Genomic DNA, 26004 nt, shown 5'->3' on the forward strand with positions numbered 1-26004 from the left:
CTCCGTCATACGCCGCGCAGGGGAGCCAGGCCAGCAGGGTCACCATCGGCCAGACCAAGGCGGGCCGCGTGCTCTCGCCGTAGCTGCGCAAAGGGCAGATCCCAGCGCGCGCGCCCCCGCACGCACCATGCCTCGACCGGGATGAGCCGTCGATGCGCCAATTGGCGATGCAGCGCGATCTCGGCGTCCGGCTCGCGCGAGAACCCAAACGGATTGCGCGGGCGCTCGTCGGGAAGCGGAGGATACTTGGGGTCATGGCCGCCATCGATGAGCACCAACAGCTCGTGTCCACGATGCTCCATCGTCGCCAGGAACTCGGGCGAGAACGGCCCCACGTGGGCGCGATTCGCCGGATCGCGCGCCACCCACTTGGCCCAGTCGAAGCCATAGACGAAGTCGTGCACGTAGCGAAAGCGAATCGCCGTGGCCTCGCCGAACAGCTCCTGGAGCGCCGCCACCCGCATGCACTGCGCACGCAGGTGCGCGACGGCTCCTTCCCCGGCCGCGAGTGCTCCACGCCACAGCGATCCGGCGAGGAGATCGAGATCGCCGAAGACGTTGCGGGGAAACGAGCGGCGCATGGCCGCCTCGATGGTCGCCAGTCCGTCGGCCAGGGCCTCGGCCGCCCGGGGATCGGCGCCGCCGGACCACAGCTCGCGCCCGATCGCCTCGAGCGTGTGCGCGTGACTGCGCTCGGGGGACAACGAGAGCCAGCGCGCCCCAGACCGGCGGGCATCGGCATCGGCGAGGCGCTGCAGCGCCCCCGCGCACGACGGCGATGAGGCAGGCACGCTCACCCGCTGCCGATCCCTCCGCAGCCGATTCCCCCGCCACCGATGCCCCCGCTCAGGAGGCCCGCGATCGCGAGCATGGCCGCCATCATCAACCCGCCCCGCCAGATGCACTGGTGCAGCAACTCCTTGTAGCGGCGGTGCATGGGGTCCCCGAGGTGACGACCTTCGCTCACCAGCTCGCGGTAGTCGGACACCATCACCACCACGACGGGCAGCACCATCCACACCTGCGCGTGGTAGGGCGCCAGCCACGGCAGCGCGGCCCACACGAGCATGGCCCCGATCACCAGGCCATCGGCCGCCTGTCGCACCGCGATCGGGCCGAAGCTGGTGGTGAAGGTGCGCTTGCCCCCGAGGCGATCGCTCTCCTCGTCGGCCAGTCCGCTGGCCAAGGCGCTGGCCAGGCACAGCAGCGCGAACGAGGGCAGCACCACCATGCCCGCGGGCATCGCCTGGCCGCCCTGCACGTAGGCGTTCCACCACGGCAAGAAGAAGCCGGCCCCCAGCATCTCCAGCACCTCGCCACCCCCGCGATAGTTCAGGCGCACCGGGGGCAGGGTATAGAGGACCAGGAGCAGCAGACACGCGGCCCCTCCCAGCAGCAGCCCGGGGCGCGCCAGCAGGTGCTCGGCGAGCCCGGCGACCCCCAGCGCGAGCGCGGCGGCTCCAGTCCCACCCAGCAGCACCGAGCGCTCGTCGAGCACGTCGTCGGGGATGGTCTTGGGCGAGCACTGATCGGGGTACAGGCGTCGCTTGATCTCGTCGACGTCTCGATCGCCCCAGTCGTTGACGAGCACCACGAAGGCCAGGTGCAGCATCGTGAAGACCGCGCCCAGGGCCAGCGCCACGAGGTCGATCCGCCCTGCGCTCGCGATCCCGATCCCGTGGCCGAGGGCGGCCGCCACCAACAGCTTGGGCCAGCCGCCGGGCTTGAGCGCGTAGAACCAGCGCCGATGCAGCGGAAGCTCGGCGGGATGCACACCCGAAGTCTACCAGCCCCAGATCCCACCAGCCAGGAGCCAAGCCGGGCCCATGGGGAATGTTCGCCCCGAGGTTTTCACGGTAGCGTCGCCGCCATGCTGCCGGCATCGACTCACGGGCTGCCGATCAGGTGGAGCCGCGCGCTTCGAACGGGACGCGTGACGACGGCGTGCCTGGTGATGATACTCGCCTGCGGCTGTACCAAGCGCGGCTCGCAGCCTTCCCCACCCGACCAGCCGCCACCACCCGCGCTCGTGAGCGACGAGGACGCCGCCGCCGCGGCTCCGTCGACCGAGCGGCGTGTGCTGCTCCAAGGGGCGCGGGTGATGACCGCAGCGGGGGTGATCTATCCCACCGGTGACGTGCTCGTGGAAGGCGACCGCATCGCCGCCGTCGGCGCTCACGTCACGGCGCCCGACGATGCGACCGTCGTCGATCTACGCGGCAAGGTGATCACGCCCGGGCTCATCGACACGCACTCCCACCTCGGAGTCTATGCCTCGCCCGGGTTCTCGGCCCACGCCGATGGCAACGAAGCCACCGCGCCCGTGACCCCGGGCATGCGGGCCGGCGACGCCGTGTGGCCCCAAGATCCGGGGCTCGAGCGCGCGCGCGCCGGGGGGGTGACCACGATGCAGATCCTACCCGGCTCGGCCAATCTCATCGGTGGACGCAGTGTGGTCATCAAGCCCTACCCGGGCCTGCGCAGCCTCGAGGATGCGCGCTTCGATGCGGCCCCGCCGGGCCTGAAGATGGCCTGCGGCGAGAACCCCAAGCGCGTGTACGGAGACAAGGGAGGCCCCTCCACGCGCATGGGCAACGTGTCCGGCTACCGCAAGGCGTTCCAGCAAGCGGTGGAGTACCGGCGGAGCTGGCAGCGCTACCGCGACGAGCAAGCGCGCTGGGAGGCCAAGCAGCACGCCCGCCGCGTGGGCGAGGACGAGGACCACGAGGACGAGGGCAAGGACGAGGACAAGGGCAAGGACGACCTTCCCCCCGTGCCGCCCACGCACGACGAGGCGCTCGAGACCCTGGTGGGCGTGCTCGACGGCGAGATCCTGGTCCACATGCACTGCTACCGCGCCGACGAGATGAGCCTGATGATGGATCTGGCGCGCGGGTTCGGGTTTCGCATCCGCAGCTTCCACCACGCGGTCGAGGCCTACAAGATCGCGGACCGACTGGCCGAGCGCGACGTGTCGGCGTCGGTATGGGCCGACTGGTGGGGCTTCAAGGCCGAGGCCTACGACGGGATCCGCGAGAACGCAGCGATGGTCTCGGCCGCAGGGGGGCGCGCGATCATCCACTCCGACAGCCCCCACGGGATCCAGCGCCTGAACCAGGAGGCGGCCAAGGCCCTGTTCGCGGGGCGACGCATGGGTCTATCGCTCAGCGACGACGAGGCCCTGCGCTGGATCACGGCCAACCCGGCCTGGGCGCTGGGTGTGGATCGCGAGGTCGGCACCCTCGAGGACGGCAAGCGAGCCGATCTCGTGGTGTGGAGCGGTGATCCGTGGAGCGTGTACACCAGGGCCGAGCAGGTGTTCATCGACGGACGCGTGGTCTACGACGTGGCGTGGGGCACCGAGCAGCCCCGCTCGGACTTCGAGGTGGGCCCGGGCGACGGCGACCTCCGCCGCCCGGAGGCCCCCGCCGTATTCCCTCCGCGGGGCCATGATGGCGGCAAGGAGGTGAGCCGATGATCCAGCTCCAGCTCCGGCCCCGACCGCTTCGGCTTCGCCTGCCGCTGGCGGCCCTGGTGCTCGCCGTGGTCACGCTCGTGCTGCTGGGCGCCGGCTCTGCATCCCGAGCCGCGCCTGCATCCGCTCGAGCCACGCGGACCTCCCGTTCACCCGCACGCACTCCCCAGGTCCTCCCCCTGCCCTTCGATCGGGCCGAGGGCGACGCCGTATTCCTGGTGGGCGCACGGATCCACGTGGGCGACGGCACCATCATCGAGGATGGCGTGGTCGAGCTCCGCGGCGCTCGCATCGCGGCCGTGGGTGGCTCCGACCGCATGAGCGCGATCCCAGCCGAGGCCACGCGGATCGACCTCGCGGGCAAGCTCCTGACCCCGGGCATCATTGCGGCCCACACCCAGCTCGGCCTGGTCGAGATCGATCTCGAGGGCTCCACCGTCGACGCCGAGCGCAACGGGGGGAGCCCGGTCCGCGCCGGCTACGACGCATCGATGGCGATCAACGCCGACAGCAGCCTGATCCAGGTGAGCGCCATCGAGGGCATCACCTCCGCCGCGGTGACGCCTCGCGGAGGCCTGCTCTCGGGGCAAGTGGCGTGGATCGATCTCCTCGCCGGCGACCATCGCGGCATCGTGGCGCGCCCACGGATCGCCGCGGCGGGCCAGCTCGGCCACGCCCTCGCGGGCTCCCGGGCGGAGGCCTTCGCCGGGCTGCTCGAGGTGCTCGACGATGCGCGCTTCTATCGAGATCGCCGTACCGCACACGAGCGCCGGGAGCTGCGAGACCTCGCGGCCCATCGCCTGGATCTCGATGCACTCGGCTCGGTGCTCGACGGCCAGGTTCCGCTGGTGGTGTACGCCGACCGAGCCAGCGACTTGCTCGCGCTGGCCGAGCTGGCCAAGAGCACGGGCATGCGCGTGGCCGTGGTCGGTGGTGCCCAGGGCTGGAAGGTCGCCGATGCGCTGGCCGAGGCCGACATCCCGGTGATCGTGCAGCCCAGCGCCAACCTGCCCGACAGCCTCGATCAGATCGGAGCCCGAATGGACAACGCGGCGCTGCTCCACCAGGCCGGTGCCCGCGTGGGGATCGCGGTGCTCGGCGAGGCACACAACGTCCGCAACGTGACCCAGGAGGCCGGCATCGCGGTGGCCAACGGCTTGCCCGCCGAGGTGGCCCTGCGCGCGGTGACGCTGGAGCTGGCGAGGATCTACGGCATGGACGACCACTACGGAAGCATTGCGCCCGGCAAGGTGGCCAACCTGGTGATCTGGGACGGCGACCCGTTCGAGCTGTCGCAGTGGCCCGTGGCCGTGTGGGTGCGAGGCCAGCCCATCCCCATGCGCTCGCGCCAGACCTTGCTGCGCGATCGCTACCGCGTGCTCGACCGCTTTGGTGAGGACCGCGATGAGTGACCACCCGCTCGAGCCCAGCCCGGCGCGCTTCCGCGAGTGGCTCGACGCGCTCGCGAACTTCACCATCGCGCACATCGAGCGCCTCCCGCAGCGACACGCGGGGGGGCTCGCCCCCGAGCTGGCCCACGTGCGCGCGCAAGAGGTCCGCGCCCCCATCGGCGAGACTCCGCTCCCCGGAGGGGTCGACGCGATCGTCGATCGACTCGAGCGCGCCGCCGAAGCGGCGCTGCTGACCGCCGGCCCCGGCTACCTCGCCTACGTCCCCGGCGGGGGCCTGCCCACCGCCGCCCTCGGCGACTTCGTGGCCGACCTGGTCAATCGCTTCACCGGCCTCACCCAGGCGGCCCCGGCCCTGGCTCGACTCGAGGCCGACGTACTCGAGTGGCTCGCGGCCGAGTTCGGCTACGACGGTCGTGCGCGCGGCCTGCTGTGCTCGGGGGGCTCGCTGGCCAACCTCTCGGCGGTGGTCACCGCTCGCATCGAGCGCCTCGACGAGCACGCCGACCTGCGCAAGGCCACCGTCTATGCCTCGAGCCAGGCCCACCACAGCATCGGCAAGGCGCTGCGGATGGCGGGGCTCCCCCGCGCGAGCTTGCGCACCGTCGAGGTCGACGCCCGTCTCCGTCTCCGCCCGGATGCGCTTGCCGAGCGCATCGCAGCCGACCGCGGCGCGGGGCTCCAGCCGTTCTTGGTGGTCTCGGCCGCGGGCACCACGAACACGGGCGCCATCGATCCCCTGGCCGAGATCGCGGCGCTCTCTGCCCGTGAAGGACTCTGGCACCACGTCGATGCGGCCTACGGCGGAAGCTTCGTCCTCTGCGACGAAGGGCGTGCCCGCCTCGCGGGCATCGAGCGTGCCGACTCGATCACCTTCGATCCCCACAAGGGCATGTTCCTGCCCTACGGCACCGGGTGCCTGCTCGTCCGCGATGGCGCCGCGCTACGCCGAGCCCACGCCGACGACGCGGCCTACCTTCAGGACTTCGAGGCCCACGATCCCCTGGCTGCCCCCAGCCCAGCCGAGCACGGCCCCGAGCTCTCGCGCCCGTTTCGAGGGCTGCGCCTGTGGCTCCCGCTCATGCTCCATGGTGCCGCTCCCTTTCGCCAGGCGCTCACCGAGAAGCTCGAGCTCGCGGATCGCTTCCACCGGGGGCTCGTTCGACTCGTGGACGCAGGCGCCCCCCTCGAGGTGGTCGACACCCCGCAGCTGTCGACCGTCCCCTTTCGGCTGCGTCGATTGCCCGAGGAGACGCCGTCCCGCCACGATGCCCGCAACGCCGCATGGCTGCGAGCGATCAACGAGCGCGGTCGCGTGTTCCTGTCGAGCACCTCGCTGCCCACCACCAACGGCTCGGCCTTCACGCTACGCGCGTGCATCTTGAGCTTTCGCACCCACGAGACCCACGTGGACCACGCCCTCGAGGACGTGGAGCACACCCTGCCGGGGTCTGCCCACGGTAAGCTTCCCCTCCGCCGATGAACCGTTCCGCGTCCCGATCTCTCGAGCACAGCCCGGTCTTCTCGTGGCACCGCACCCACGGTGGGCTCATCTTCACCTCGGGTCACGCCGCCGTCGACATCGATGACTATCGCCGCGTCCGTGGCGGCTTCGAGGACGAAGTCCGCCTCACCCTGGAGAACCTGCGTCGCACGCTCGAGCGCGCAGGCTCGAGCCTCGACAACGTGCTCAAGGTGACGGCCTACCTCGTCGACATGGGGCAGTACCCCGCGTTCAATCGCGTCTACGCGGGGTTCTTCCCCGGCGAGGCTCCCCCGGCCCGCACGTGCGTCGAGGTGCGGCGGCTGCCCTACGACTTCCAGGTCGAGATCGAAGCCGTCGCCCACACCTGAGGCACCACGGTGACGCGCAGGCTCCTCGTCGCCGCGACACTGGTGGCCGCGGGCATGCTGCCGGGCTGCCGCTCCCCGGCGGCCTCGTCGAGCCCGCCCCACGGGGTGCCCGAGGCCAACGACGCGGAGGCTCCCCACGTCCCCTTCCTCGAGCGCCGTGCGGCCCATGCCACGCGCCTGCGGATCGATGCCCCCTCGCCGGGCAAGTACGAGCCCGGACTGGTGCCGGAGGGAGTGATCGAGGTGCACTACCCGTCGGGATCGCTGCAGCTGCTGGCATGGCTGGTGGTGCCCGACGAGCGCTCGGCACCCGCGCCGGCCCTGGTCTACTTCCACGGTGCGTTCGCCCTGACCCCCAAGGACCTCGCGGCCGTACGACCGTTCGTCGACGCGGGGTTCGTGGTGATGTTGCCGGCGCTGCGCGGAGAGAACGGCAACCCCGGTCGACTCGAGCTGCTCTACGGCGAGGTCGACGACGCAGTGGCGGCGACCCGGTGGCTCGCCGCGCGCCCCGAGGTCGATGGCGAGCGCATCTACGCCGCTGGCCACAGCATCGGCGGTGGACTGGCCGCCTTGCTCGCCCTGCGCCCCGACGCCCCCGTGCGCGCAACCGCCAGCGTCGTCGGCCTCTACGTGCCGCAGACGTTCAAGCGCTGGAGCACGTCCAAGACCAACGCCGAGCTGGTGCGATTCGATCCCTTCGATCCCGCCGAGAGCACGCTGCGAACCCTGGGGCCCAACGTGCGGGACCTCGTGCATCCGCACATCGCATACATCGGAGACGACGATCCGTGGTTCCATCCCAACGCCGACGCCATTGCAGCCGAGGCCGAGCGCTGGGGCGCTGCCGTGACCGTGGAGCGAGTGCCCGGGGATCACATGAGCTGCCTGCGCCCGGCACTCGACCGCTACCGAGCGTGGGTGGAGGCCGAGCTGGGACGGTAGGCTGGGACGGTAGGCCGGTCGAACTCGGATCTCGACGGAGCGAGCCCCATGCGCGAAGCTCATAGCGCCATGGGCGCGGCAGGGCTCTTCCGATCGTTGCTCCTTGGAGCGCTGGTGCTCCCAGCCTGTCGCCCGACCGAGCCCTCTGCCCCGGGGCAAGATCCGCCCCCACCGGATCCGTTCGAGAGCATCGCCTATGCCACGACTCCGCTCCCCTCCAGCACCAAGGTGCTCCTGGTCGCCGGAGGGGACGACGTGGCCAATTTCGCCGCCGAGATCGTCGAGCAGCGCGAGCTGTGGAAGCACGCGGGTCTACGCGACGAGGACATCGCCTGCTACTTCGCCAAGCCCTCGACCGACGCCTTGCTCGGCGACGGGGAGCAGCTCGCCGCGCTCGCGCCCGAGCTGCGCCGCTGCTACTCCGCCGATCCGGCCACCCTCCATGCTCACCTGCGAGCGCTCGGCCGCGCCGCACCTCCCTACCTCTATCTCTATGTGACCGGGCACGGCCTGCCGCCGCTGCTGCGCTGGAAGGCCGGCGTCGACGACCCCAAGGAGCTGCCCCATCACCTCGAGCTGCGCCGAGGCGAGGTCGGCCGCTTCGATCGCCATGCGATCGGTCTGGAGGCCGGCGACGGCCCCGGCCTGGGTGAGGTCGAGGCAATCCTCGAGGCCAGCCGCGCCGGAAGCCCGCCCGAGTCCCTGGTCCTGACGCCGGACACCCTCGCGGCGGCGCTCTCCGAGCTGCCCCCGACGACCCAGAAGATCGTGGTGCTCCAGGCCTGCTTCAGCGGTGGCTTCATCGAGCGCCCCGACGACGACGGACCCTCGCCGCTGACCAAGGTCCCCAACATCACCATCCTCACTGCAACCTCGGCGGCGCGTCCGAGCTTTGGCTGTGATCCCGGAGCGCACCGCACCTACTTCGGCGGCACGTTCAACCGCGTGCTGGCCCAGGAACTCGAGCAGGGCCCGCACTCACCGCCCACGCTGCCCTGGCGCTCGATGTACGAGACGATCCGCTTCGTGGTGGAGACGATGGAGACGATCGACGGCGAGCGCCCCTCGCAGCCGCAGATGTACACCAACGTGCCCGATGCCGCGCCGACCGGCGCGGCATCGATCCCGCCGTGAGGCCAGCGCGGGCGGGCCCACCGCCCGCTCCCTCTCACGCGCGCGTGAGGTACGGATACGACTGCAACAACCCCAGCGCCCACTGCTCTCCGAGGCTGGTCGCGTGATCCACGTGACGCTCGCGCAGCTCGTGCAGCAGGTCGTCGATGTCGAAGTCCATCGCCTGCAGGGCATCCTCGTTGGTCGCACCGATCTTCACGTCGAGCACGAGTTCCTCGTCGAGCGTGAAGCGGTTGACCCCCGCGATGTGGGGCCGCTCGTCGTCGGGGTGCCGCACCACCACGTCGTGGATCCGCGAGAACAGGTTGTGCTGGTTGGCCAGGCTGTCCTGATAGGCACCGGTCATGAAGAAGCCCAGGTAGTACTTCTCGTTCTTGTCGCGGCGCTCGTGCAGGGGAAGGAAGCGCATGTTCTCGTCGGGGTGCGCAAAGCTGGTGACGCACCCATCGCTGTCGCAGGTGATGTCGACGATCTCGGTGGTGAGGGTGGGCCGCTCCCCGTGGCGCGACAGCGGAGCCGCCGGGAACACCTGATCCACGCTCCAGGCATCGGGCAACGACTGGAAGATCGAGAAATTGGCCAGGTACTTGCGGTTGGCCTTCTCGAGGTACTCCACGATCTCCTCGGACGGACGCTTGAGCTCGTCGACGATGTGCGCCACCTTGGTGCGAACCCGCAAGAACAGCGCCTCGGCGTCCGCGCGGTCCTCGAGCGTGAGGTAGCCGGTCGCGAACAGCTCGAGCGCCTCGTCGCGGAAGTCGACCGCGTCGTGGAAGTACTCCTCGTAGTTCTTGGGCGAGAGGTGGTCGAGGGTCTCGCGCAGCGCGGTGATGATGCGGTGCTCGTCCTCGCGAGACGGCGGCTCGGGCGGCAGCGCCCCCTGCACCTCGCGGAGGTCGGTGATGGTGACCGCGTGCCTGGCCACCATGGCGCGACCGCTCTCGGTGATCAAGGTGGGCTCCTGGGCCCCCGTCTGCTCCACCACCTCGCTCACCTCGAACACGGCCTGGCTGGCGTACTCCTCCATGGTGTAGTTGGCCGACGAGGGGTAGGAGGTGCGGCTGCCGTCGTAGTCCACCCCCATGCCACCGCCGAGATCGAGGTAGTGCATGTTGGGCGCCCACGACAGCTGGAGCGAGCAGAACAGCCGCGCCGCCTCGCGCACGGCCTGCTTGATCCGCTTGATGCGGGTGATCTGCGAGCCGATGTGGAAGTGCAGCAGCACCAGCTGATCGAGGCGATCGGCCTCCTTGAGGGTACGCACCACATCGAGGATCTCGGTGGTGGTCAGGCCGAACTTGGAAGTCTCGCCCCCCGAGCTCTGCCAGCGGCCGCTCCCGCGCGTGTAGAGCTTGGCTCGCACCCCGAGCTGGGGGATGGCCCGCCAGGGCTCCTCTCGACCCACCTGCGTGAAGCGCTCGACCTCTCGAATGGACTCGATGATCACGATCACGCGATGGCCGAGCTCGGCCGCATGATAGGCCATGCGCATGAAGTCGCGATCCTTGAACCCGTTGATCAGCAGCGGCGCATCGGGATTGGGCGCCCGCGACATCGCGATCAGCATCTCGGGCTTGCTGCCGGCCTCGAGTCCGAAGGTCGGAGCCGTGGCCCGGACGAGGGCATCGATCACCACTCGGCGCTGGTTGACCTTGATGGGCAGCACGCCGAAGTAGCCGCCCTTGTAGCCGTTCTCGTTGATGGCGCGAGCAAACGCCTGCTGCAGCCGGCGCATCTGCCCCTGGACCACGGTGGGGAACCGCACGATGAACGGAGTACGGATGCCGCGTCCCTCGAGGTACTCGGCCACCCGATGGAGATCCACCGGAGCGAGCCCGGGCGCCCGATAGACGAGGTGCCCCTTCTCGTTCACCGAGAGGAATTCCTCGCCCCACCGGTCGACGCCGTAGCGCTTGAGCGAGACCTCCATCGCGTAGGGGGCGTTGGGCGTATCCATGGGTCGTGAGGGTGGACGGCGTCCGCCCCGGACGCAAGGGGCCCGTGCAGGAGCCCCACGAGGGACCCCGACGGGCCGCTTGCTGCCGTGGGCCGCCGCACGGCGTTCCCCCCGTGGTGCCGCGAGGGAGGGTGGCCGCGTGCGTGGCCGCGTAGGTGGCCGCGTGGCTTGCCGGACCATCCCGTCGTGGTCGCCGCGAGCGCGGTCGGATGGAGCAGGACGCGAGGGGCCTGCTATGCTCCGTGCCCGCCCCAGCCAGGGCACGGAGCAGCAATGGCCTCGTATCAGTACATCTTCACGATGAAGGACCTGCGCAAGGTCTGGCCGGGTGGCAAGCAGGTGCTCGATGGCATCTACCTGCAGTTCTTCCCGGGCGCCAAGATCGGCGTGCTGGGCTCCAACGGCGCCGGCAAGAGCACGCTCTTGCGGATCATGGCGGGCGTCGACAAGGAATTCATCGGCGAGGCGTGGGCGGCCGACGGCGTGAGGGTCGGCTACCTGCCCCAGGAGCCCCGGCTCGACGAGACCAAGGACGTCAAGGGCAACATCGAGCAGGCCGTGGCCGACATGAAGCAGACGCTCGCCCGCTTCGAGGAGGTCAGCATGAAGTTCGGCGACGTCGGCTCCGACGACGAGATGAACGCCTTGCTGGAAGAGCAGGCCAAGCTCCAGGACATCATCGAGGCGGGTGACGGCTGGAGCCTCGACACCACGCTGGAGATCGCCATGGACGCGCTGCGCACGCCGCCCGGCGACGCCGCGGTGGACAAGCTCAGCGGTGGCGAGCGGCGCCGGGTGGCCCTGTGCCGCCTGCTGCTCGAGAAGCCCGACATGCTCCTGCTCGACGAGCCGACCAACCACCTCGACGCGGAGAGCGTCGCCTGGCTCGAGCGTCACCTGCACGACTACCCGGGCACGGTGGTCGCCATCACCCACGACCGCTACTTCCTCGACAACGTGGCCGGCTGGATCCTCGAGCTCGACCACGGCAAGGGCATCCCGTGGAAGGGCAACTACTCGTCATGGCTCGACCAGAAGCGCAAGCGGCTCGAGCAAGAGGAGAAGAAGGAGAGCACCCGCCAGCGCACCTTGGCGCGCGAGCTCGAGTGGATCAACAGCAGCCCCAAGGCGCGGCAGGCCAAGAGCAAGGCCCGCGTCACCGCCTACAACGAGCTGCTGGCCCAGGCGCAGGAGCGCAAGGCCGATCAGACCGACATCAAGATTCCGTTCAGCAAGCGGCTGGGCAACAAGGTGGTCGAGCTCAAGAACGTCAGCAAGGGCTACGGCGACCGGCTGCTCATCGACGACCTCAGCTTCACCCTGCCCCCGGGCGGGATCGTCGGCATCATCGGGGCCAATGGTGCCGGCAAGACCACCCTGTTTCGCATGATCGTGGGGCAGGAGCAGCCCGACTCGGGCGCGATCACGGTGGGCGAGACCGTCGACATCGCCTACGTGGATCAGAGCCGCGATGCGCTCGACCCCGAGAAGACCATCTACGAGGAAATCTCCGGCGGCGCCGAGACCATCGACATGGCCGGCCAGGAGCTCAGCGCCCGGGCCTACGTGGGCAAGTTCAACTTCACCGGAGCGGACCAGCAGAAGAAGGTGGGTGTGCTGTCCGGCGGTGAGCGCAATCGCGTGCACCTGGCCAAGCTCATCAAGCGCGGCGGAAACCTGATCCTGCTCGACGAGCCCACCAACGACCTCGACGTGGACACGCTGCGGCACCTCGAGGAAGCGCTGCTGGGATTCCCGGGCTGCGCGGTGATCATCAGCCACGACCGGTGGTTCCTCGACCGCATCGCCACCCACATCCTGGCGTTCGAGGGCGACAGCAAGGTCACCTGGTTCGAGGGCAACTTCGCGGACTACGAAGCCGACCGCAAGCGGCGGCTCGGCGACGACGCGCTCGTGCCCAAGCGGGTCAAGTACCGCAAGCTGACGCGGGGCTGAGCAGAGGCGCGCTGATGCTCAAGCGGATTCACGTCCACAACTACCGCACGCTCGTCCACTTCGAGTGGAGCCTGCCGTCCTCGTGCGTGCTGGTAGGTGACAACGGCGCGGGCAAGAGCGCACTGTTCGAGGCGCTATGGATCGCGCGGGACGTGATCGTACACGGCAAGCGCATCGATGAATTGGGATTCCCGGCGACACGGACCGCGTGGCTCGACGAGCCTTCCCAAGTCATCGCGCTGGAGCTCGAGCACGACGGCGAGCACTTCGAGTACCAGCTCGAGGCACGGCTCGAGCTCTCGGACCCTCACGACCGCAGCCGCTGCTCGATCATCGAGCAACTCTCGTCGGCTGGCGATCTGCTCTACGAGGCGATCGGAGGCGCCGTCAAGCTCCACGGCGGTCAGTCCTCCGCCACGATTCCCTTCGACCGCCGTCGTTCGTTCCTCGCGGCCATCGAACCCGGACCCGGCAACCGCAAGCTCGTGGCCTTTCGCGACGCAATCGCGTCGATGTGGATGTTCAAGCCCGACCCGCTGCGAATCGGCGGGGTGGCCAGCCGAGAGACCACGTGGATCGAGCGCGACCTGGGTAACTTCGCGAATTGGTATCGGACCAAGGTCCAAGAGGACTTCGCGGCGGCCACGCGTCTGCGTGAGGACTTGATCCAGGTGCTCCCGGGTTTCTACCAGCTTCGGCTCGAGTCGATTTCGGCCGAGACCAGGGACTTGCGGATTCGCTTCGACTTCGGCGGCAAGACTCACGAGGTCAGCTGGGACGGGCTCTCCGAGGGTCAGCGATTGCTCATCGCCCTGTACGGGGTGCTGCGCTTCGCGCTCGAGCACGCGAGCCTGATCGGGCTCGACGAGATCGAGAACTACGTGGCCCCCGCAGAGATCCAGCCATGGCTCCGGGCCGTCGTCGATGCTGCATTGGAAGGAGACCGACAGCTCTTGGTGATCTCCCATCATCCCGAGTCCATCGACTATCTCGCGGCAGATGCAGCGTGGAGGATGTGGCGCGATCCTGCGACGGGCTGTTCGCGAATCGCGAAGCTCGAGCCGGATCTCGATGCTGGAGAGACTGCCTACGATCTGGCCAAGCAGCGGGTGGACGATGAATAGGGCTCGATGGCGAGTCCGTATCCTGTGCGAGGATCGCCGTACCGAGCAGTTCGTCTGCCGCCTCTGCAAGCGCTACGACGTTCGGGTCGAGCACGTCGCTCCAGCGCCCGCTGGCAAGGGCTCTGCGTCGGCCTGGGTTCGACTCAAGTACGCGACCTCCGTGCGGAAGCGCCGCTCCAAGAACTTCCAAGCCAACCTCGGACTGCTGGTCGTGATCGACGGAGACAACGTCGGGGTCGAGGGGCGATTGCGGGAGCTCGCCCAGCAGCTCGAAGACGCCGCGATCGACCCAAGGGGTCCCGACGAGGCGATCGCGGTGTTCGTGCCAACGTGGAGCATCGAGACCTGGCTCGCGCACCTCACCGGAGCCGATGGCGTCGACGAGAAAGCGCCCTTGAAGCTCGATGAGCGGTACCGCGTGCTCTGGAACGAACCCAAGGCCGCATCCGAAACCATCAAGACTGCCGTGGCCGGGTGGGATGACTCGAGCACCCCACTGCCTTCCCATCGGGCGGCCCTTGCCGAAGCGCGCCGCATCGGCCTGATGCAGGGGTAGTGCGTCGAGCGCTTCCACCGGAGCTTCGATCCCGACGCCGACGACGGATGCTCGTCACCGATAGCACCAACGCCAATGCCATGGGGCCTGGCGACGTCCGCCCCTCGCTGCGGCAGCTGCAGCCACCCCCATCGTCCATGTCAATCGGGATCCCATCATCACCGGAGCCGCCCGAGCCACCCGAGCCACCCGAGCCCGTGGTGCCCAGAGGTGGGCCGCCAGTGGTGTCCTCGGAGGGCGACGACGTCGAGCCCGCCGAGGTGTCATCGAGGCCGCCGTCGCTGCTGCCCGAGCCCCCTTCCCCGCTGCTTCCACCTCCGCCCTCGACGGTGCACGTGGCGTCACAGCCGTCGCCATCCTCCGCGTTGCCGTCGTCGCACTCCTCACCGGACTCCACGATGGTGTTGCCACACTCGCCGGCCGCCCACTCCACGATGTTCTCGGCGAGGATCGGATTGCCGTTCCCTCCGATGAAGTTGTTGGTGAGGACGTTGTGATCGGACAGCACGAGGATGCGGCCGCCGTCGACGAAGCCCGAAGCCGGCTCGAGCACCACGATGAGCGGTGATACGCCATCGACGGCGGTTCCGAGCAGCTGGCCCTCGGCGGGATAGGAGAAGTGGACCGTCCCATCGACCGCATAGGTCCCCACCCCGTCGGTGATCGGGTGCACCACGATGGGCGAGCCGACCCCAGGACCGAACACGAACGTGAAGTCGCCGATCCCGTAGTCCTGCAGCCAGCTGTCGTAGACGAGGGGATACGGACCATCGAAGCCGTTGCTGTCGGGGGTGATGATGAGCGTGCCCCCGCCGACCACCCAGTCCTGCAGGGCCTCCTGCTCGGTCGACGACAGCGTCCCGGGCGCCCCCGCCGTGGGGCCGGTCCCGTCGCTGAGCATGGCCGTATAGAACACGTCGACGGTGGCCAGGTACTCGGGGGTCAGCGCGTCGGTATCCGGTGCCACGACGTCACCGTGCGCGTCGATGGCCGCGAGCAGCTCGCTGTGGACGCTGCCCGTCAGCGCGCCCGTGGCGTAGGCCATGCGAGACGCAGAGAAGCTGCCCCAGGTCGCGGCGGAGGCCGTGATGGGCAGCGAGACGAGCGGAAGCGCGAGACCAACCAAGCAAAGGAGCGCACGTGACATGATCGCGACCATCGTACCGCGTAGGACCGTCGGTCGGGGTGTCGGACCCGACGCATTTTCGACGTCCAGCGTGGCCTGGACGGGTCGTGCTCGAGCACGCTTGGTCGCGCCGCGACGACCGTCGTACGCTTGGCACGTCACTGCCATGACCCCGCTGCGCAAGAAGCTCGCGATCACGGCCGCGGTGCTCGGCGGGCTCCTGATGGTCGCAGTGGGGGTCGTGGCCCATCTGTGGCACCAGGCCACCGCACTGCCGAAGTGGTACACCGAGGGCGACGTCGAGGACTACGCGGGTGAGATCTCGAGCGGCGAGGCCAAGCCCTCGCGATGGATCGCCCTCGACGAGCAGGGCAACCGCTTCCCCGAGGATCCGATCGAGGGCGGCGCCGAAGCGGTCGAGGGCCGGGCCGAGCCCGGGCCGGTCATCGCCTTCGAGCCCGCGGCCGCGCCCCAGCCCCGGCGCGAGGACTCGTACGACGAGCCCGATCCACCCCGCCTGCGGATCCCTCGCTCGGGACCTGCACCGAGCCGCCACGAGCTGCGAGGCTTCCACCGCAACGTCAAGAAGCCGAGCCCGGCCGTCCGCGCCTCGCGAGCCGTCTACGAGGACGGTCAGCTCGAGATCGGGGTCATCCTGGATCTGCGGCGCCTACCCACGAACGAGCTCGGTCCCCGCGATCGTGCCCGCTACGAGCGTGCGATCGAGAACTTCCCGAGCCTCATCGAGCGCGACGTCTGGGTCGGCGTGGAGGACCAGCCGCTGTCGGTCGAGGGCTACCTCGCACTCTCCCCCGGGGCCGAGGTCCGCGTGGGCGAGCTGCGCTACTCGCTCGACGACGCCGCCAAGCGCCTGGGCATGACCCCGCTGCAGCTGCGCCTCGAGCTCAACCGGGCGCTGCGTCGGCTGGGCTTCGTGGATCCACGGGCGTAACCGGGAGCGTCGGCGGCGCGGCTGGCTTCGCGTTCACGTTCGCCTTCACCAGCGTCCCGTCCTCGACCATCGCATCTCGCCTCCGCCGCATGATCGCCAGCTCCTCCTCGGGAAACGTCCGCAGGTGCCAGGGCGGATCGAGGTGGGGCGACTTGTTCATCAGGCTCTTGCGATGCTTGCTGTGCGGCAGCCCAAAGAAGTGACCCAGCTCGTGCGCGAGCACCAGCGACGACGCGATCGACGAGAGGATGACCCAGCGCCGCGAGGTCTGCACCCGGTCGCGCCAGTGCACCCCGCGGATCACCTCGCCGGGCACGTCCACGTCGGCCAGCCGCCGCACCACGAACACGTGCACGACCCCCAGCGAGTGCTCGTCACGGCCGAGCAGGTCGCGGTCGAGCCGCGTCTCCACGCTGGCGAACCGGGCGTCGACCACCTTGGCCGAGCCCACGCGAAACCCCACGTCGATGGGCGCGAACAGGCGATTGGCCTCGCGGACCTGATCGGCCACCCACTGCGGGGTCTGGACGTCGGCGCCGTCCTCCTCGACCACGTGCAGCGCCAGCTCGAAGCACCACCGCGCCTGCGTGGGGCACGGCGGTGATTCCACCACGAATGCATCGCGACCCAGGCGCTGCCGTGCTTCGATCAGCGTGGCGGTCTGCATGGCGCCGAGCGTAGGGCCCCCCATCCACATGCTCGCGGCCATCACGATCCAGCTCGGCACGATCCCGCTCGGCACCGTCGCGACTCCCCGCGCCGAGCTCGGCTCAGCCCAGCCCGGTGTGGGCGATGCGAAGGATCTGGAAGATCGCCCGCGAGGCCGGAGACTTGTTGAGGGTGTAGAAGTGGATCCCCGCCACCGACCGCGGCGGTCGCTCGAAGGGGTCCTCGCCGGGCGGCCGCAGCAGCTCGCGACACTGGTGGGCCGCATAGCTCACCCCGGTCCAGAACACCTCCTGGGGGTCGCCATCCGCCGCCTCCAGGCGGCGGGCCAGCGAAGGAGGAATCGAGGCCCCGATCATCTGGGTGAAGCGCTGGATCTGCGTCACATTGGTGACCGGCATGATGCCGGCGAGCACGGGGACCTCGATGCCCGCTCCCTTGACCCGACCCACGAACTCGAAGAAGCGCGCGTTGTCGAAGAAGAGCTGCGAGACGAGGAAGTCGGCCCCTGCGTCGACCTTGGTGCGCAGGTGGGCGAGGTCGGCCGCGGCGTGAACGGCCTCGGGGTGGACCTCGGGGTAGCACGCCACCCCCACACAGAAGTCGCCACGCTCGTGGATGAAGGCCACCAGATCGCTGGCAAAGCGAAAGCCACCGGGGGTCACCTCGAACTCGGTTCGCCCCCGTGGGGGATCACCGCGCAGGGCGAGGACGTTGTGCACCCCGGCGTCGCCCAGCTTGTCGATCACGGCGGCGAGTTCGTCCCGAGTGGACCCCACGCAGGTCAGGTGCGCCATGGCCTCGATGCCGAACTCCCGCTTGATGCGGGTCACGATCTCGAGGGTTCGCGCCCGGGTGCTGCCCCCCGCACCATAGGTCACCGAGACGAAGTCGGGCTCGAGCGGTGCAAGACGTTCCAGCGCCCGCAGCAGGCTGGCCTCGCCCTGCTCCGTCTTGGGAGGAAAGAACTCGAAGCTGAAGACCGGCCGCTTGTGCCGAAGCCGCTCGCGAATGAGCATCGCAGCCGAGCATAGCGCGTCGACCCCGCTCGGAGCGAGCCCGCCGCGGCTCGGGGCAATCCCGTCAGAACGAGGAGCCCGGCTGCGTCAAGAAGCGCAGCTCCTCGCCGCTGCTGGGCCGTCCCAGGATCGCGTTGCGGTGGGGAAACCGCCCGAAGCGAGCCACGATGTCGCGATGCCGCCACATGAAGCCGAGATACATCCGGGCCAGCTCGCGCTGCGCGTCGTTGGCCTCGTCGCGCAGGCGCTCGAACATGCGACCCCCCTGCTCCTGCATCGCCAGGCGCTCGCTGTGCTGGAACGGCATGTAGAGGAACACGCGATGGAAGAAGGGGCGGGTGCGATCCTCCCCGCGCGCGATGGCCTCGAGCGTCGAGCGGAGCGCCGTCTCGTCGTTGGCAAAGGCGCGAGGGGTCCCGCGATGGAGATTGCGTGACAGCTGATCGAGCACCAGCACCAGGGCCACCCGTCCCGAGGGATCGCTGGCCCACGCCCGCAGCTCCCCCCGACAGGCTGCCTCGTGAGTCGCGCCGAAGCGCTCGGCCAGCTCGCGATCGGTGTGCTCGGCTTGGCCCCACCACAGCCCTGCCTGCTGGCGACCGGTGGCCGGGTCGTCGGGATCGTGCCCTCCAAACCAGTGCTCGAGGACCTCCGCGGGTTCCACGATCATCGCGCTTGGGTCCTTTCGGTACCGGAGACGAGGACATGGCCCATGGTGGGCAAGGAGTAGCAAAGTCTCCCATCGGCCGTCACCCGGGCGTCGATCCGCAGGTGCCGCCATGGCTTCGGGCCCATCCGGGGCGCGAACCCGCGCGCGAAAGCGTGTACCCTCCGGCCTGGGTGTTGCAGGCACTCAAGGCCGGTGATCGCGTCGACGATCGCTTCGAGCTCCAGGAGCGCGTGGCTTCGGGGGGCTCCGGACAGATCTTTCGTGCACGGGACCTCCACACCGGGCGCATGGTCGCGTTCAAGGTCGTCTACGACGAGAACGAGACCAACCTCATCCGCTTCGGCCGCGAAGCCCAGCTCCTGGCCACGGTCAGCCACCCGGGGGTCGTGCGCTACGTGGCCCACGGGCAGACCCCGGGGGGTGCGCACTACCTGGTGATGGAGTGGCTCGAGGGCGAGGACCTCGGCTCCATCCTCACCCGTCGCGGCTCGCCCACCCAGGACGGGGTCACCGGCATGACGGTACGGGATCCCGAGGGCTTCCACGCCGCGCCGACCGTGGTGCTCACGCTCCCCGAGGTGATCGGACTGGGCAAGCAGCTCGCGTCCGCCCTGGCCGCGCTGCACGACCTCGGCGTCATCCACCGCGACATCAAGCCCACCAACGTGTTCGCGGTGGGTGGCAGCCTCGATCACATCAAGCTCCTCGACTTCGGCACCGCTCGCTTCGGACGCACCCCCACGTCGTTGACCCGCACCGGCGCCATCGTCGGCACGCCGATGTACATGGCCCCCGAGCAGGTCGACGGCGACCGCAACCTGACGCCGGCCGTCGACGTGTGGGCCACCGGCGTGCTGCTGTACGAGTGCTTGACGGGCGAGACACCGTTCAAGGCCCGCACGGTGCTCGCGGTGCTCACCAAGATCGCCATCGACGATCCTCCGGACCTCGCAGAGCTACGCCCCGACCTGCCCCCGGCGCTGCTCGAGCTCATCATGGGCTCGCTGTCCAAGGATCCGAGCGAGCGCCCCCAGGACGGCCACGCGCTGCGCGACACCTTCGAGGTCCTCGCCGCCCATGCCTCGATCGCCCCGGTGATCCGCGCGACTGGTCCACTGGGTGCCTCGTTGGGTGGCCCGTCGGTCATCACGCGGGCGGAGCAGCGTGTGCACTGCATCCTGCTCGCCCAGCGCGTGCGGCTGTGGAGCGACGAGATCACCGATCTGCAGCGACTGGCCGCCGACTCCGGCGCCGTGCTCACCCACCTGCCCGACGAGTCGATCCTGGTCACCGCGCGCTCGAGCGCCCTGCCGACCGATCAGGCCACGCGCGTGGCTCGAGCCGCGCTGGCCTTGCGCGCCCGCATGCCGCGGCTTCGGATCTCGATGGCCCTGGGCCGGGCGGCGGGTGGCCAGGCCAACCTCGTCGGCGACGCCATCGGCCGCGCGGTGTCCTCGCTGCGGGTCGCCACCCCGGGTGAGATCCGACTCGACCCCACCGTCGCCGAGATCCTCGATGCGCGGTTCGTGGTCTCGCGCGACGGGCCCCACCTGCGCCTCGAGCAGGAACGCGAGACCGAGACCCCCCGCACGCTCCTGGGCCGCAAGAGCACATGGGTGGGGCGGCGCCGAGAGATGGTCACGCTCGAGGAGATCTTCGAGGAGTGCATGGACGAGCCGGTGGCCCGGGTCGTGCTCGTGACCGGACCCGCCGGCGCGGGCAAGTCGCGACTGCGCGACGAAGTCACCCGCTCGCTGCGCAGCCGTGCCGAGCTCGAGCTGCTGCTCGGCCAGGGCGACTCGGTCACCGCCGGCTCACCGTTCGTGATGATCGCCCCGGCCATTCGCCGCTACGCGGGCATCCATACCGGCGAGGCGGTCGAGTCCTCGCGCCGCAAGCTGCGGGCACGCATCACCGAGCACGTGGGTGGGGCGGACCTCGAGCGGGTGACCCAATTCCTCGGTGAGCTCATCGGCGTGCCGTTCCCCGACACCGGTCACGAGTCGCTGCAGGCCGCGCGCAAGGACCCGATGCTGATGGGCGACGCCATGCAGGCCGCGTTCGTCGACTGGCTCCGCGCGCTGTGCTCGGCCCAGCCGGTGGTGTTCGTGCTCGACGACCTGCACTGGGGCGACCTGCCTTCGGTGCGCTACGTCGACGCCGCACTACGAGCGCTGCGCGACCTGCCGCTGATGGTCCTCGCGCTCGCGCGCCCCGAGGTCTCCCAGCGATTCCCCTCGCTGTGGACCGAGCGCGCGCTGCAGGAGATCCGTCTCGATGCGCTCTCCAGGTCGGCCAGCCGCAAGCTGGTGCGCCACATGCTGGGTGACGACGTGGATCCCGAGCTCGAGGCGCTCATCGTGGAGCGCGCCGGTGGCAACGCGTTCTACCTCGAGGAGCTCATCCGGGCCGTGGCCACCTCGGGCGGCCACGACGGGCTCCCGGACTCGATCCTGGGCATGCTGCAGGCGCGCTTCGACGAGCTGGGCGAGGAAGCCAAGCGGGTGCTGCGAGCCGCCAGCGTGTTCGGCGAGGTGTTCTGGGCCGAGGGCGTGGAGGCGCTGCTCGGCCGTACCCACGCCACGTTCTCCGCGGCCGAGTGGCTCGAGGAGCTCGCCCAGCGCGAGATCATCACCCCACGACGCGAGGGTCGCTTTCCCCAGCGCCACGAGTACAAGTTCCGCCACGCCCTCGTACGCGACGCCGCGCACGAGCTGCTGACCGAGGACGACCGTCTCCTCGGACACCGCCTCGCCGGGCTGTGGCTCGAGCAAGAGGGAGAGACCGATCCCTCCGTCCTCGCCGAGCACTTCCTGCAGGGCGACGAGCCGGCCCGCGCCCGCATCTGCATCCAGCGCGCGGCCGCCCAGGCGCTCGAGGGCAACGACCTCGAGGCCGTGATCGCACGCGCCGAGCAGGCCATCGAGCTGGGCGCCGAGGGGGACTCCCGGGGTCAGCTTCGCTCGATGCAATCGGTGGCGGGCTACTGGCAGGGCGACTACGCACGGGCGCAAGAGCGAGGCGTGGACGCCGTGGGCGCGCTCGAGGCCGGCAGCACCGAGTGGTTTCGTGCGCTCGGCACCACCATCGTGGCCTCGGCCCGGCGTGGTGACTACGACTCGGTCGAGCGGTGGTTCCAGGTCGCCCGCGGCCAGGATGCCGCCCCGGATGCCGGGCGCGACCAGATCGTGTGCCTGTGCCGCGGCTGCTTCCAGCTGATCTTCGCCGGTCGCCTCGCGCGTGCCGACGAGCTCCTCGCCGACGTGACCGAGCAGGTGCAGCAGCAGGGCGGCGCCGCATCGCTCGATCCGCTGACCCTCGCCCAGGTCGAGCACGTCCGCGGGGTCCGAGCCGCGCACGGGGGCGACGTGGGCCGATTCCTGGTGCACCTCGAGGCGGCCGTCGCGGCGTTCGAGCGCGCTGGCGATCGCCGCAACGTCTCGCTCGAGCGCCCCACCGTGGGCTGGTGCTTCGCCGAGATCGGGATGTTCGAGCGCGCCGAGGAGATCCTGGTCGAGGCGCTCGCGCTCGCCGAGGAGCTCGGGGCCCGCCAGACGATCACCTACGCCGAGGTCAACCTCGGCTACGTGCTGGGACATCGCGGACGCCTCGACGACGCCGTGACCATGCTCGAGCGCGCCGCGGCCACGTGCGCCTCGGTCGGCAACGTGCGCCTCGAGGGCTGGGCCCGCACCCACATCAGCGGGATCGAGCAACGACGCGCCCGGTACGACCGCGCCGAAGCCGAGGCCGCCACCGCGATCGAGCGCCTGGCCATGTCTCCCGGGCTGCGGGCGTGGGCCACCGCCGAGCGCTCACGGGCTCTGCTGGGGCTCGGTCGCCCCGAGCAGGCCCTCGAGACCGCCAAGGAGGCAATGGCGCTGCTCATCGAGCTCGGCAGCATGCTCCAGGGCGAGAGCTCACCGCCGCTTGCGCTCGCCGAGGCGTTGCTGGCCACCCGCGCTCCCGAAGCCGCCGCCGCCGTCACCGACGCCAAGACCCGGCTGCAGACTCGAGCGGCTCGGCTCCCTCGCCCCGAGTGGCAGCCCACCTTCCTCGCGCGTCCCGAGAACGCTCGGATCCTGGAGCTGCCCGAGGCGGGATGAAGCCCGCCCAGCCCAGCCCAGCCCAGCCCAGCCCGAGTCAGTTGCTCGCCTGACCGTGCTCGATGAGCCGCTCGGCCACGTCCTGTCCGGTGGCCAGCGCCTGCTCGTGCACGAACGGCTCGCGCAGGTAGCTCCCTGCGAACCACGTGCCGCGAACGCCCTGGATCTCGTCCAGCCGCGCGGTGGCGAGGTGGGTCTTGCCGGTGGCCACCGGGTGTTCGAAGAACCGGTTGGAGATGAGCGCCTCCTCGTCGGGCTCGATGTGCGGGTTCATGCTCACGAACACGTCGGGGACCTTGCTGGGGAGGCCCGTCATGAGGTTGGGATAGAACGTGATGGTGGGGCGGACCTCGGGGTCGCCCTTGCTGCCGATCACGTAGTTGTACGAGCCCCAGGCCCGGCGATCCCGCGGCATCAGCTTGGGATCCATGTGCACCGCCAGCCGGGCCCGCTGATAGGGAAACTCGTTGAAGATCGAGATCTCGTCGTCGGTGGGATCCTCGAGCAAGGGCACGACCTCGTTGGGATTGGTCGCGAAGATCACGTGATCGACCTTGAAGGCGAGGTGGTCGTCGTCGCGGGTGACCGCGCGAATCTCGATGCTCTTGGAGCGCCGCACCACCCCCACCACCCGCGTGGAGCAGCGCAGCTCGCCCCCGCGAATGGTGAACCAGCGCTCGAACGCCCCGCAGTACTCGTGCATGCCACCCGACACGCACATCCGCGTGGCCGGTCCCTTGCGCCCCACGATCCCGTGCATCCGCCAAAACGACACCAGGCTGCGCACCAGGTAGTTGGCGGGGTCGTCGTTGGGCATGGGAAAGCAGCCCATGGCCCGCGGGAACGCATAGAACGCCCCCAGCTCGTTGGAGTAGCCGCGCTCCTCGAGGTAGCGCCCCAGGGTCCAGTCGGCATGGTCGTGGCCGTCGAGGACCTCCACGCACTCGCGGTTGAAGCGGGTGATCTCGGACATGAACCGCGCCGCCGCGTGGGTGGGCCAGTCGACCCTCAGCTCGCCATTGCGAAAGTAGTAGAGCGGCTCGCCATCGGGGGTCATGAACGTGGCGTCTTGCACGATGGGCCGGTAGGGCAGGCCGAGCTCGTCGAGCAGCCCCTTGACCCGCACGAACGTGTCGGGGTTGAAGTCGCTGACTCCGGCGTCGATCCGAACCATGCCGCGGCCGGCGAGCTGCACGTCGACCCCGAAGCAATCACCGCCCAGCCGTGGCAGATACTCGAACAGCGTGACGCGATAGCCGGCGCCGACCAAGCGCTGCGCCGCCCCCATACCGGCCACGCCCCCACCCACGATCGCCACCTTCTTGAGCATCGCAACCTTGATACCGGGCATGGACGCCCGCTTCAAGGCCGCACCGGTCCCGCGTCAGGGCGCGATCCAGACGTCGGAGGACTCCACGCGAAGGGGAGGACCGCCGTCGACCGGGCGCACCCACAGCGCTCCATCCTGGTCCAGACGCTCGGCCACCGCTCGACGGGCGCGATCGGGTGCTTCACGATCGCCCACCTCGACCACCCGCCCCAGCACCTCACACGACGGCAAGTAACGCTCGGCGACCGCCGCAAAGCCCTCGCGCAAGAACGGCTCGATCGCTCCCTCGAGCGCCACGAGCAGCTCGGCCAGGAGCACGGCCCGCCCCGGTACCTCGCCGTCACGGCATAGGGCAATGCTGGTGGCCAGCGCTCGCAGGGGCTCGGGGAACGTACGGCCATGGACGTTGAGACCAAAGCCCACCACCACCTCGGGCACGTTGCCGATCCAGCGGGCCTCGCAGAGGATCCCGCCGAGCTTGCGCCCCTCCACGGTGAGATCGTTGGGCCACTTGAGCCACACCGGTGCCCGCAGCCGGGGCAGCCCCTCGTGCAGGCCCACGCCCACCGCCAGGCCCAGCGCACCGAAGCCATCGGGGCGATCGGGCGGCCGATCCGGACGCACCACGAGCGAGACGTAGAGGCTCTCCCCCGGCGGCGAGTGCCAGGTACGCCCTCGGCGCCCCCGTCCGGCTCGCTGGGCGTCCGCGGTCACCACGGCCCCGTGGGGCGCCCCGGCGCGCATCCACTCGAGCGCACGGTCGTTGGTCGAGGACAGCTCGGCGTGATGCTCGTGGGGCCGGCCGTAGCAACCCCGCAGGAAGGTCCCCAGCCGGCGCAGGTCGTCGTCCTCGCTCGCGTGACTCGCCATGGCCTACCCGGGCAGCGCACCGAACAGCATCGAGATGTCGACGGCGGGCGCGCTATGGGTCAGCGCCCCCACGCTGATCACGTCGACTCCCGCCGCCGCCAGTCGGGGCACCCGCTCGAGCGTGATGCCTCCGCTGACCTCGACGACGGCCCGACGATCGACCCGCTTGACCGCCGCCGCCACGCGCTCGTCGTCCATGTTGTCGAGCAGGATCACCTCGGCTCCAGCGGCGAGCGCAGCGTCGAGCTCGGCGAAGTCGGTCACCTCGCACTCCACGCGCAGGGGATGCGGTGCTCGCTTGCGGGCGGCCCGAACCGCCGCCTCCACCCCGCCTGCGCAGCGAATGTGGTTCTCCTTGATGAGCACCCCGGCCCCGAGATCGTTGCGATGGTTGAAGCCCCCCCCGCAGCGCACCGCATAGCGCTGCAGCCGGCGCAGGCCGGGCGTGGTCTTTCGGGTGTCGCAGATCCGGGCCTTGCCGGAGGCGGCATCCACGAACGCCGCGGTGAGGGTGGCCACCCCCGAGAGCTGCTGCAGCAGGTTCAGGGCGGTGCGCTCGCCCGCCAGCAGGGCGCGGGCATTGCCTTCGATGGTGGCCAGCTCCTCGCCCGCCTTGACGCGATTGCCCTCGGCGGCCCGCGCCGTGAAGCGCACGCTGCCGTCGAGCCGCGTGAACACCCGACCGGCCACGAACAGGCCGCACACCGTCAGCGGTGCCTTGGCCACGATGCGGGCGTCCACCTTGAGCGCCGGGGGGACGGTGGCGCTGGAGGTGATGTCACCCCCGTGCAGGTCCTCGCCCAGCGCCCGCTCGATCACGGCATCCACGTCTCCCAGATCCACGTTCCACATCGG

21 protein-coding genes are annotated in these 26004 nt (G+C 69.9%); 11 read left to right on the top strand and 10 right to left on the bottom strand.

Annotated features, from left to right (window positions below; all coding sequences use genetic code 11):
* Nucleotides 1-5: 5 nt before the first annotated feature.
* Nucleotides 6-797 carry a ferrochelatase gene (locus tag OEB96_RS22970; protein WP_266218818.1) on the bottom strand — a complete coding sequence of 264 codons (792 nt, stop codon included), beginning with the start codon at nt 795-797 and terminating at the stop codon, nt 6-8.
* Nucleotides 794-1774, bottom strand: coding sequence for a UbiA family prenyltransferase (locus tag OEB96_RS22975; RefSeq protein ID WP_266218820.1), 981 nt, complete (start codon nt 1772-1774; stop codon nt 794-796). Before OEB96_RS22975 ends, OEB96_RS22970 begins: the two co-directional genes overlap by 4 nt.
* A 159-nt stretch (nt 1775-1933) precedes the next feature.
* Between OEB96_RS22975 and OEB96_RS22980 the strand changes: the two genes are divergently transcribed.
* From OEB96_RS22980 to OEB96_RS23005, 6 genes are all read left to right on the top strand, one after another.
* The gene (locus OEB96_RS22980) at nt 1934-3478 is read left to right on the top strand and encodes an amidohydrolase (RefSeq protein WP_266218821.1); all 1545 of its coding nucleotides are present in this window, start codon (nt 1934-1936) and stop codon (nt 3476-3478) included.
* Nucleotides 3475-4887, top strand: a complete 1413-nt coding sequence (locus OEB96_RS22985) for an amidohydrolase family protein (protein WP_266218823.1) — start codon at nt 3475-3477, stop codon at nt 4885-4887. Before OEB96_RS22980 ends, OEB96_RS22985 begins: the two co-directional genes overlap by 4 nt.
* On the top strand, nt 4880-6367 hold the full coding sequence (locus tag OEB96_RS22990; RefSeq protein WP_266218825.1) for a pyridoxal phosphate-dependent decarboxylase family protein: 1488 nt from the start codon (nt 4880-4882) through the stop codon (nt 6365-6367). Before OEB96_RS22985 ends, OEB96_RS22990 begins: the two co-directional genes overlap by 8 nt.
* Nucleotides 6364-6738 carry a RidA family protein gene (locus OEB96_RS22995; protein ID WP_266218827.1) on the top strand — a complete coding sequence of 125 codons (375 nt, stop codon included), beginning with the start codon at nt 6364-6366 and terminating at the stop codon, nt 6736-6738. Before OEB96_RS22990 ends, OEB96_RS22995 begins: the two co-directional genes overlap by 4 nt.
* 9 nt (nt 6739-6747) lie before the next feature.
* Nucleotides 6748-7683, top strand: a complete 936-nt coding sequence (locus tag OEB96_RS23000; protein WP_266218828.1) for an alpha/beta hydrolase family protein — start codon at nt 6748-6750, stop codon at nt 7681-7683.
* A 114-nt stretch (nt 7684-7797) separates the two neighbouring features.
* Complete coding sequence (locus tag OEB96_RS23005; RefSeq protein WP_266218830.1) at nt 7798-8817, top strand: C13 family peptidase; 1020 nt, start codon at nt 7798-7800, stop codon at nt 8815-8817.
* A 34-nt stretch (nt 8818-8851) separates the two neighbouring features.
* Here OEB96_RS23005 and speA read toward each other — a convergent pair whose 3' ends face one another.
* Entirely contained in the window at nt 8852-10774 is a 1923-nt protein-coding gene (gene speA, locus OEB96_RS23010; protein WP_266218831.1) for a biosynthetic arginine decarboxylase, read from the bottom strand.
* Nucleotides 10775-11047: 273 nt separating this feature from the next.
* Here speA and ettA point away from each other — a divergent pair, with 273 nt between their 5' ends.
* From ettA to OEB96_RS23025, 3 genes are read left to right on the top strand one after another with little or no spacing between them, the layout of a single operon-like run.
* Nucleotides 11048-12730 carry an energy-dependent translational throttle protein EttA gene (ettA, locus tag OEB96_RS23015; protein WP_266218833.1) on the top strand — a complete coding sequence of 561 codons (1683 nt, stop codon included), beginning with the start codon at nt 11048-11050 and terminating at the stop codon, nt 12728-12730.
* 14 nt (nt 12731-12744) lie between these two features.
* Nucleotides 12745-13854, top strand: coding sequence for an AAA family ATPase (locus OEB96_RS23020; protein ID WP_266218835.1), 1110 nt, complete (start codon nt 12745-12747; stop codon nt 13852-13854).
* A complete protein-coding gene (locus OEB96_RS23025; RefSeq protein WP_266218836.1) occupies nt 13802-14410 on the top strand; it encodes a hypothetical protein in 609 nt (202 codons plus the stop codon). The genes OEB96_RS23020 and OEB96_RS23025 overlap by 53 nt, the downstream gene beginning before the upstream one ends.
* Here the strand turns inward: OEB96_RS23025 and OEB96_RS23030 are convergent.
* On the bottom strand, nt 14310-15557 hold the full coding sequence (locus OEB96_RS23030; RefSeq protein ID WP_266218838.1) for a myxococcus cysteine-rich repeat containing protein: 1248 nt from the start codon (nt 15555-15557) through the stop codon (nt 14310-14312). The genes OEB96_RS23025 and OEB96_RS23030 overlap by 101 nt on opposite strands.
* A 145-nt stretch (nt 15558-15702) precedes the next feature.
* On the opposite strand from OEB96_RS23030, the gene OEB96_RS23035 reads away from it, so the two are divergent.
* Nucleotides 15703-16488 carry a hypothetical protein gene (locus OEB96_RS23035; protein ID WP_266218840.1) on the top strand — a complete coding sequence of 262 codons (786 nt, stop codon included), beginning with the start codon at nt 15703-15705 and terminating at the stop codon, nt 16486-16488.
* Here OEB96_RS23035 and OEB96_RS23040 read toward each other — a convergent pair.
* From OEB96_RS23040 to OEB96_RS23050, 3 genes are all read right to left on the bottom strand, one after another.
* Nucleotides 16442-17155 (bottom strand): matrixin family metalloprotease, encoded by a 714-nt coding sequence (locus tag OEB96_RS23040; RefSeq protein ID WP_266218842.1) that lies wholly within the window; start codon nt 17153-17155, stop codon nt 16442-16444. The two genes, OEB96_RS23035 and OEB96_RS23040, sit on opposite strands and share 47 nt — an antisense overlap.
* Nucleotides 17156-17258: 103 nt before the next feature.
* Entirely contained in the window at nt 17259-18173 is a 915-nt protein-coding gene (gene metF / locus OEB96_RS23045; RefSeq protein WP_266218844.1) for a methylenetetrahydrofolate reductase [NAD(P)H], read from the bottom strand.
* Nucleotides 18174-18237: 64 nt separating this feature from the next.
* Nucleotides 18238-18843 (bottom strand): DUF924 family protein, encoded by a 606-nt coding sequence (locus OEB96_RS23050; protein ID WP_266218846.1) that lies wholly within the window; start codon nt 18841-18843, stop codon nt 18238-18240.
* A 170-nt stretch (nt 18844-19013) separates the two neighbouring features.
* Here OEB96_RS23050 and OEB96_RS23055 point away from each other — a divergent pair, with 170 nt between their 5' ends.
* A complete protein-coding gene (locus OEB96_RS23055; protein ID WP_266218848.1) occupies nt 19014-22949 on the top strand; it encodes a serine/threonine-protein kinase in 3936 nt (1311 codons plus the stop codon).
* A 37-nt stretch (nt 22950-22986) separates the two neighbouring features.
* Here the strand turns inward: OEB96_RS23055 and OEB96_RS23060 are convergent, their stop codons facing one another.
* Genes OEB96_RS23060 through nadC form a run of 3 tightly spaced genes read right to left on the bottom strand, consistent with a single transcriptional unit; the run spans nt 22987 to nt 26001 of the window.
* A complete protein-coding gene (locus OEB96_RS23060; RefSeq protein WP_266218850.1) occupies nt 22987-24279 on the bottom strand; it encodes an FAD-dependent oxidoreductase in 1293 nt (430 codons plus the stop codon).
* A 54-nt stretch (nt 24280-24333) separates the two neighbouring features.
* Nucleotides 24334-25149 carry a biotin--[acetyl-CoA-carboxylase] ligase gene (locus OEB96_RS23065; RefSeq protein ID WP_266218854.1) on the bottom strand — a complete coding sequence of 272 codons (816 nt, stop codon included), beginning with the start codon at nt 25147-25149 and terminating at the stop codon, nt 24334-24336.
* Between the two features lie 3 nt (nt 25150-25152).
* Nucleotides 25153-26001, bottom strand: a complete 849-nt coding sequence (nadC, locus tag OEB96_RS23070) for a carboxylating nicotinate-nucleotide diphosphorylase (protein ID WP_266218855.1) — start codon at nt 25999-26001, stop codon at nt 25153-25155.
* Nucleotides 26002-26004 lie beyond the last annotated feature (3 nt).

This window comes from Paraliomyxa miuraensis (assembly GCF_026337845.1).
Lineage (GTDB): Bacteria > Myxococcota_A > Polyangia > Nannocystales > Nannocystaceae > Paraliomyxa > Paraliomyxa miuraensis.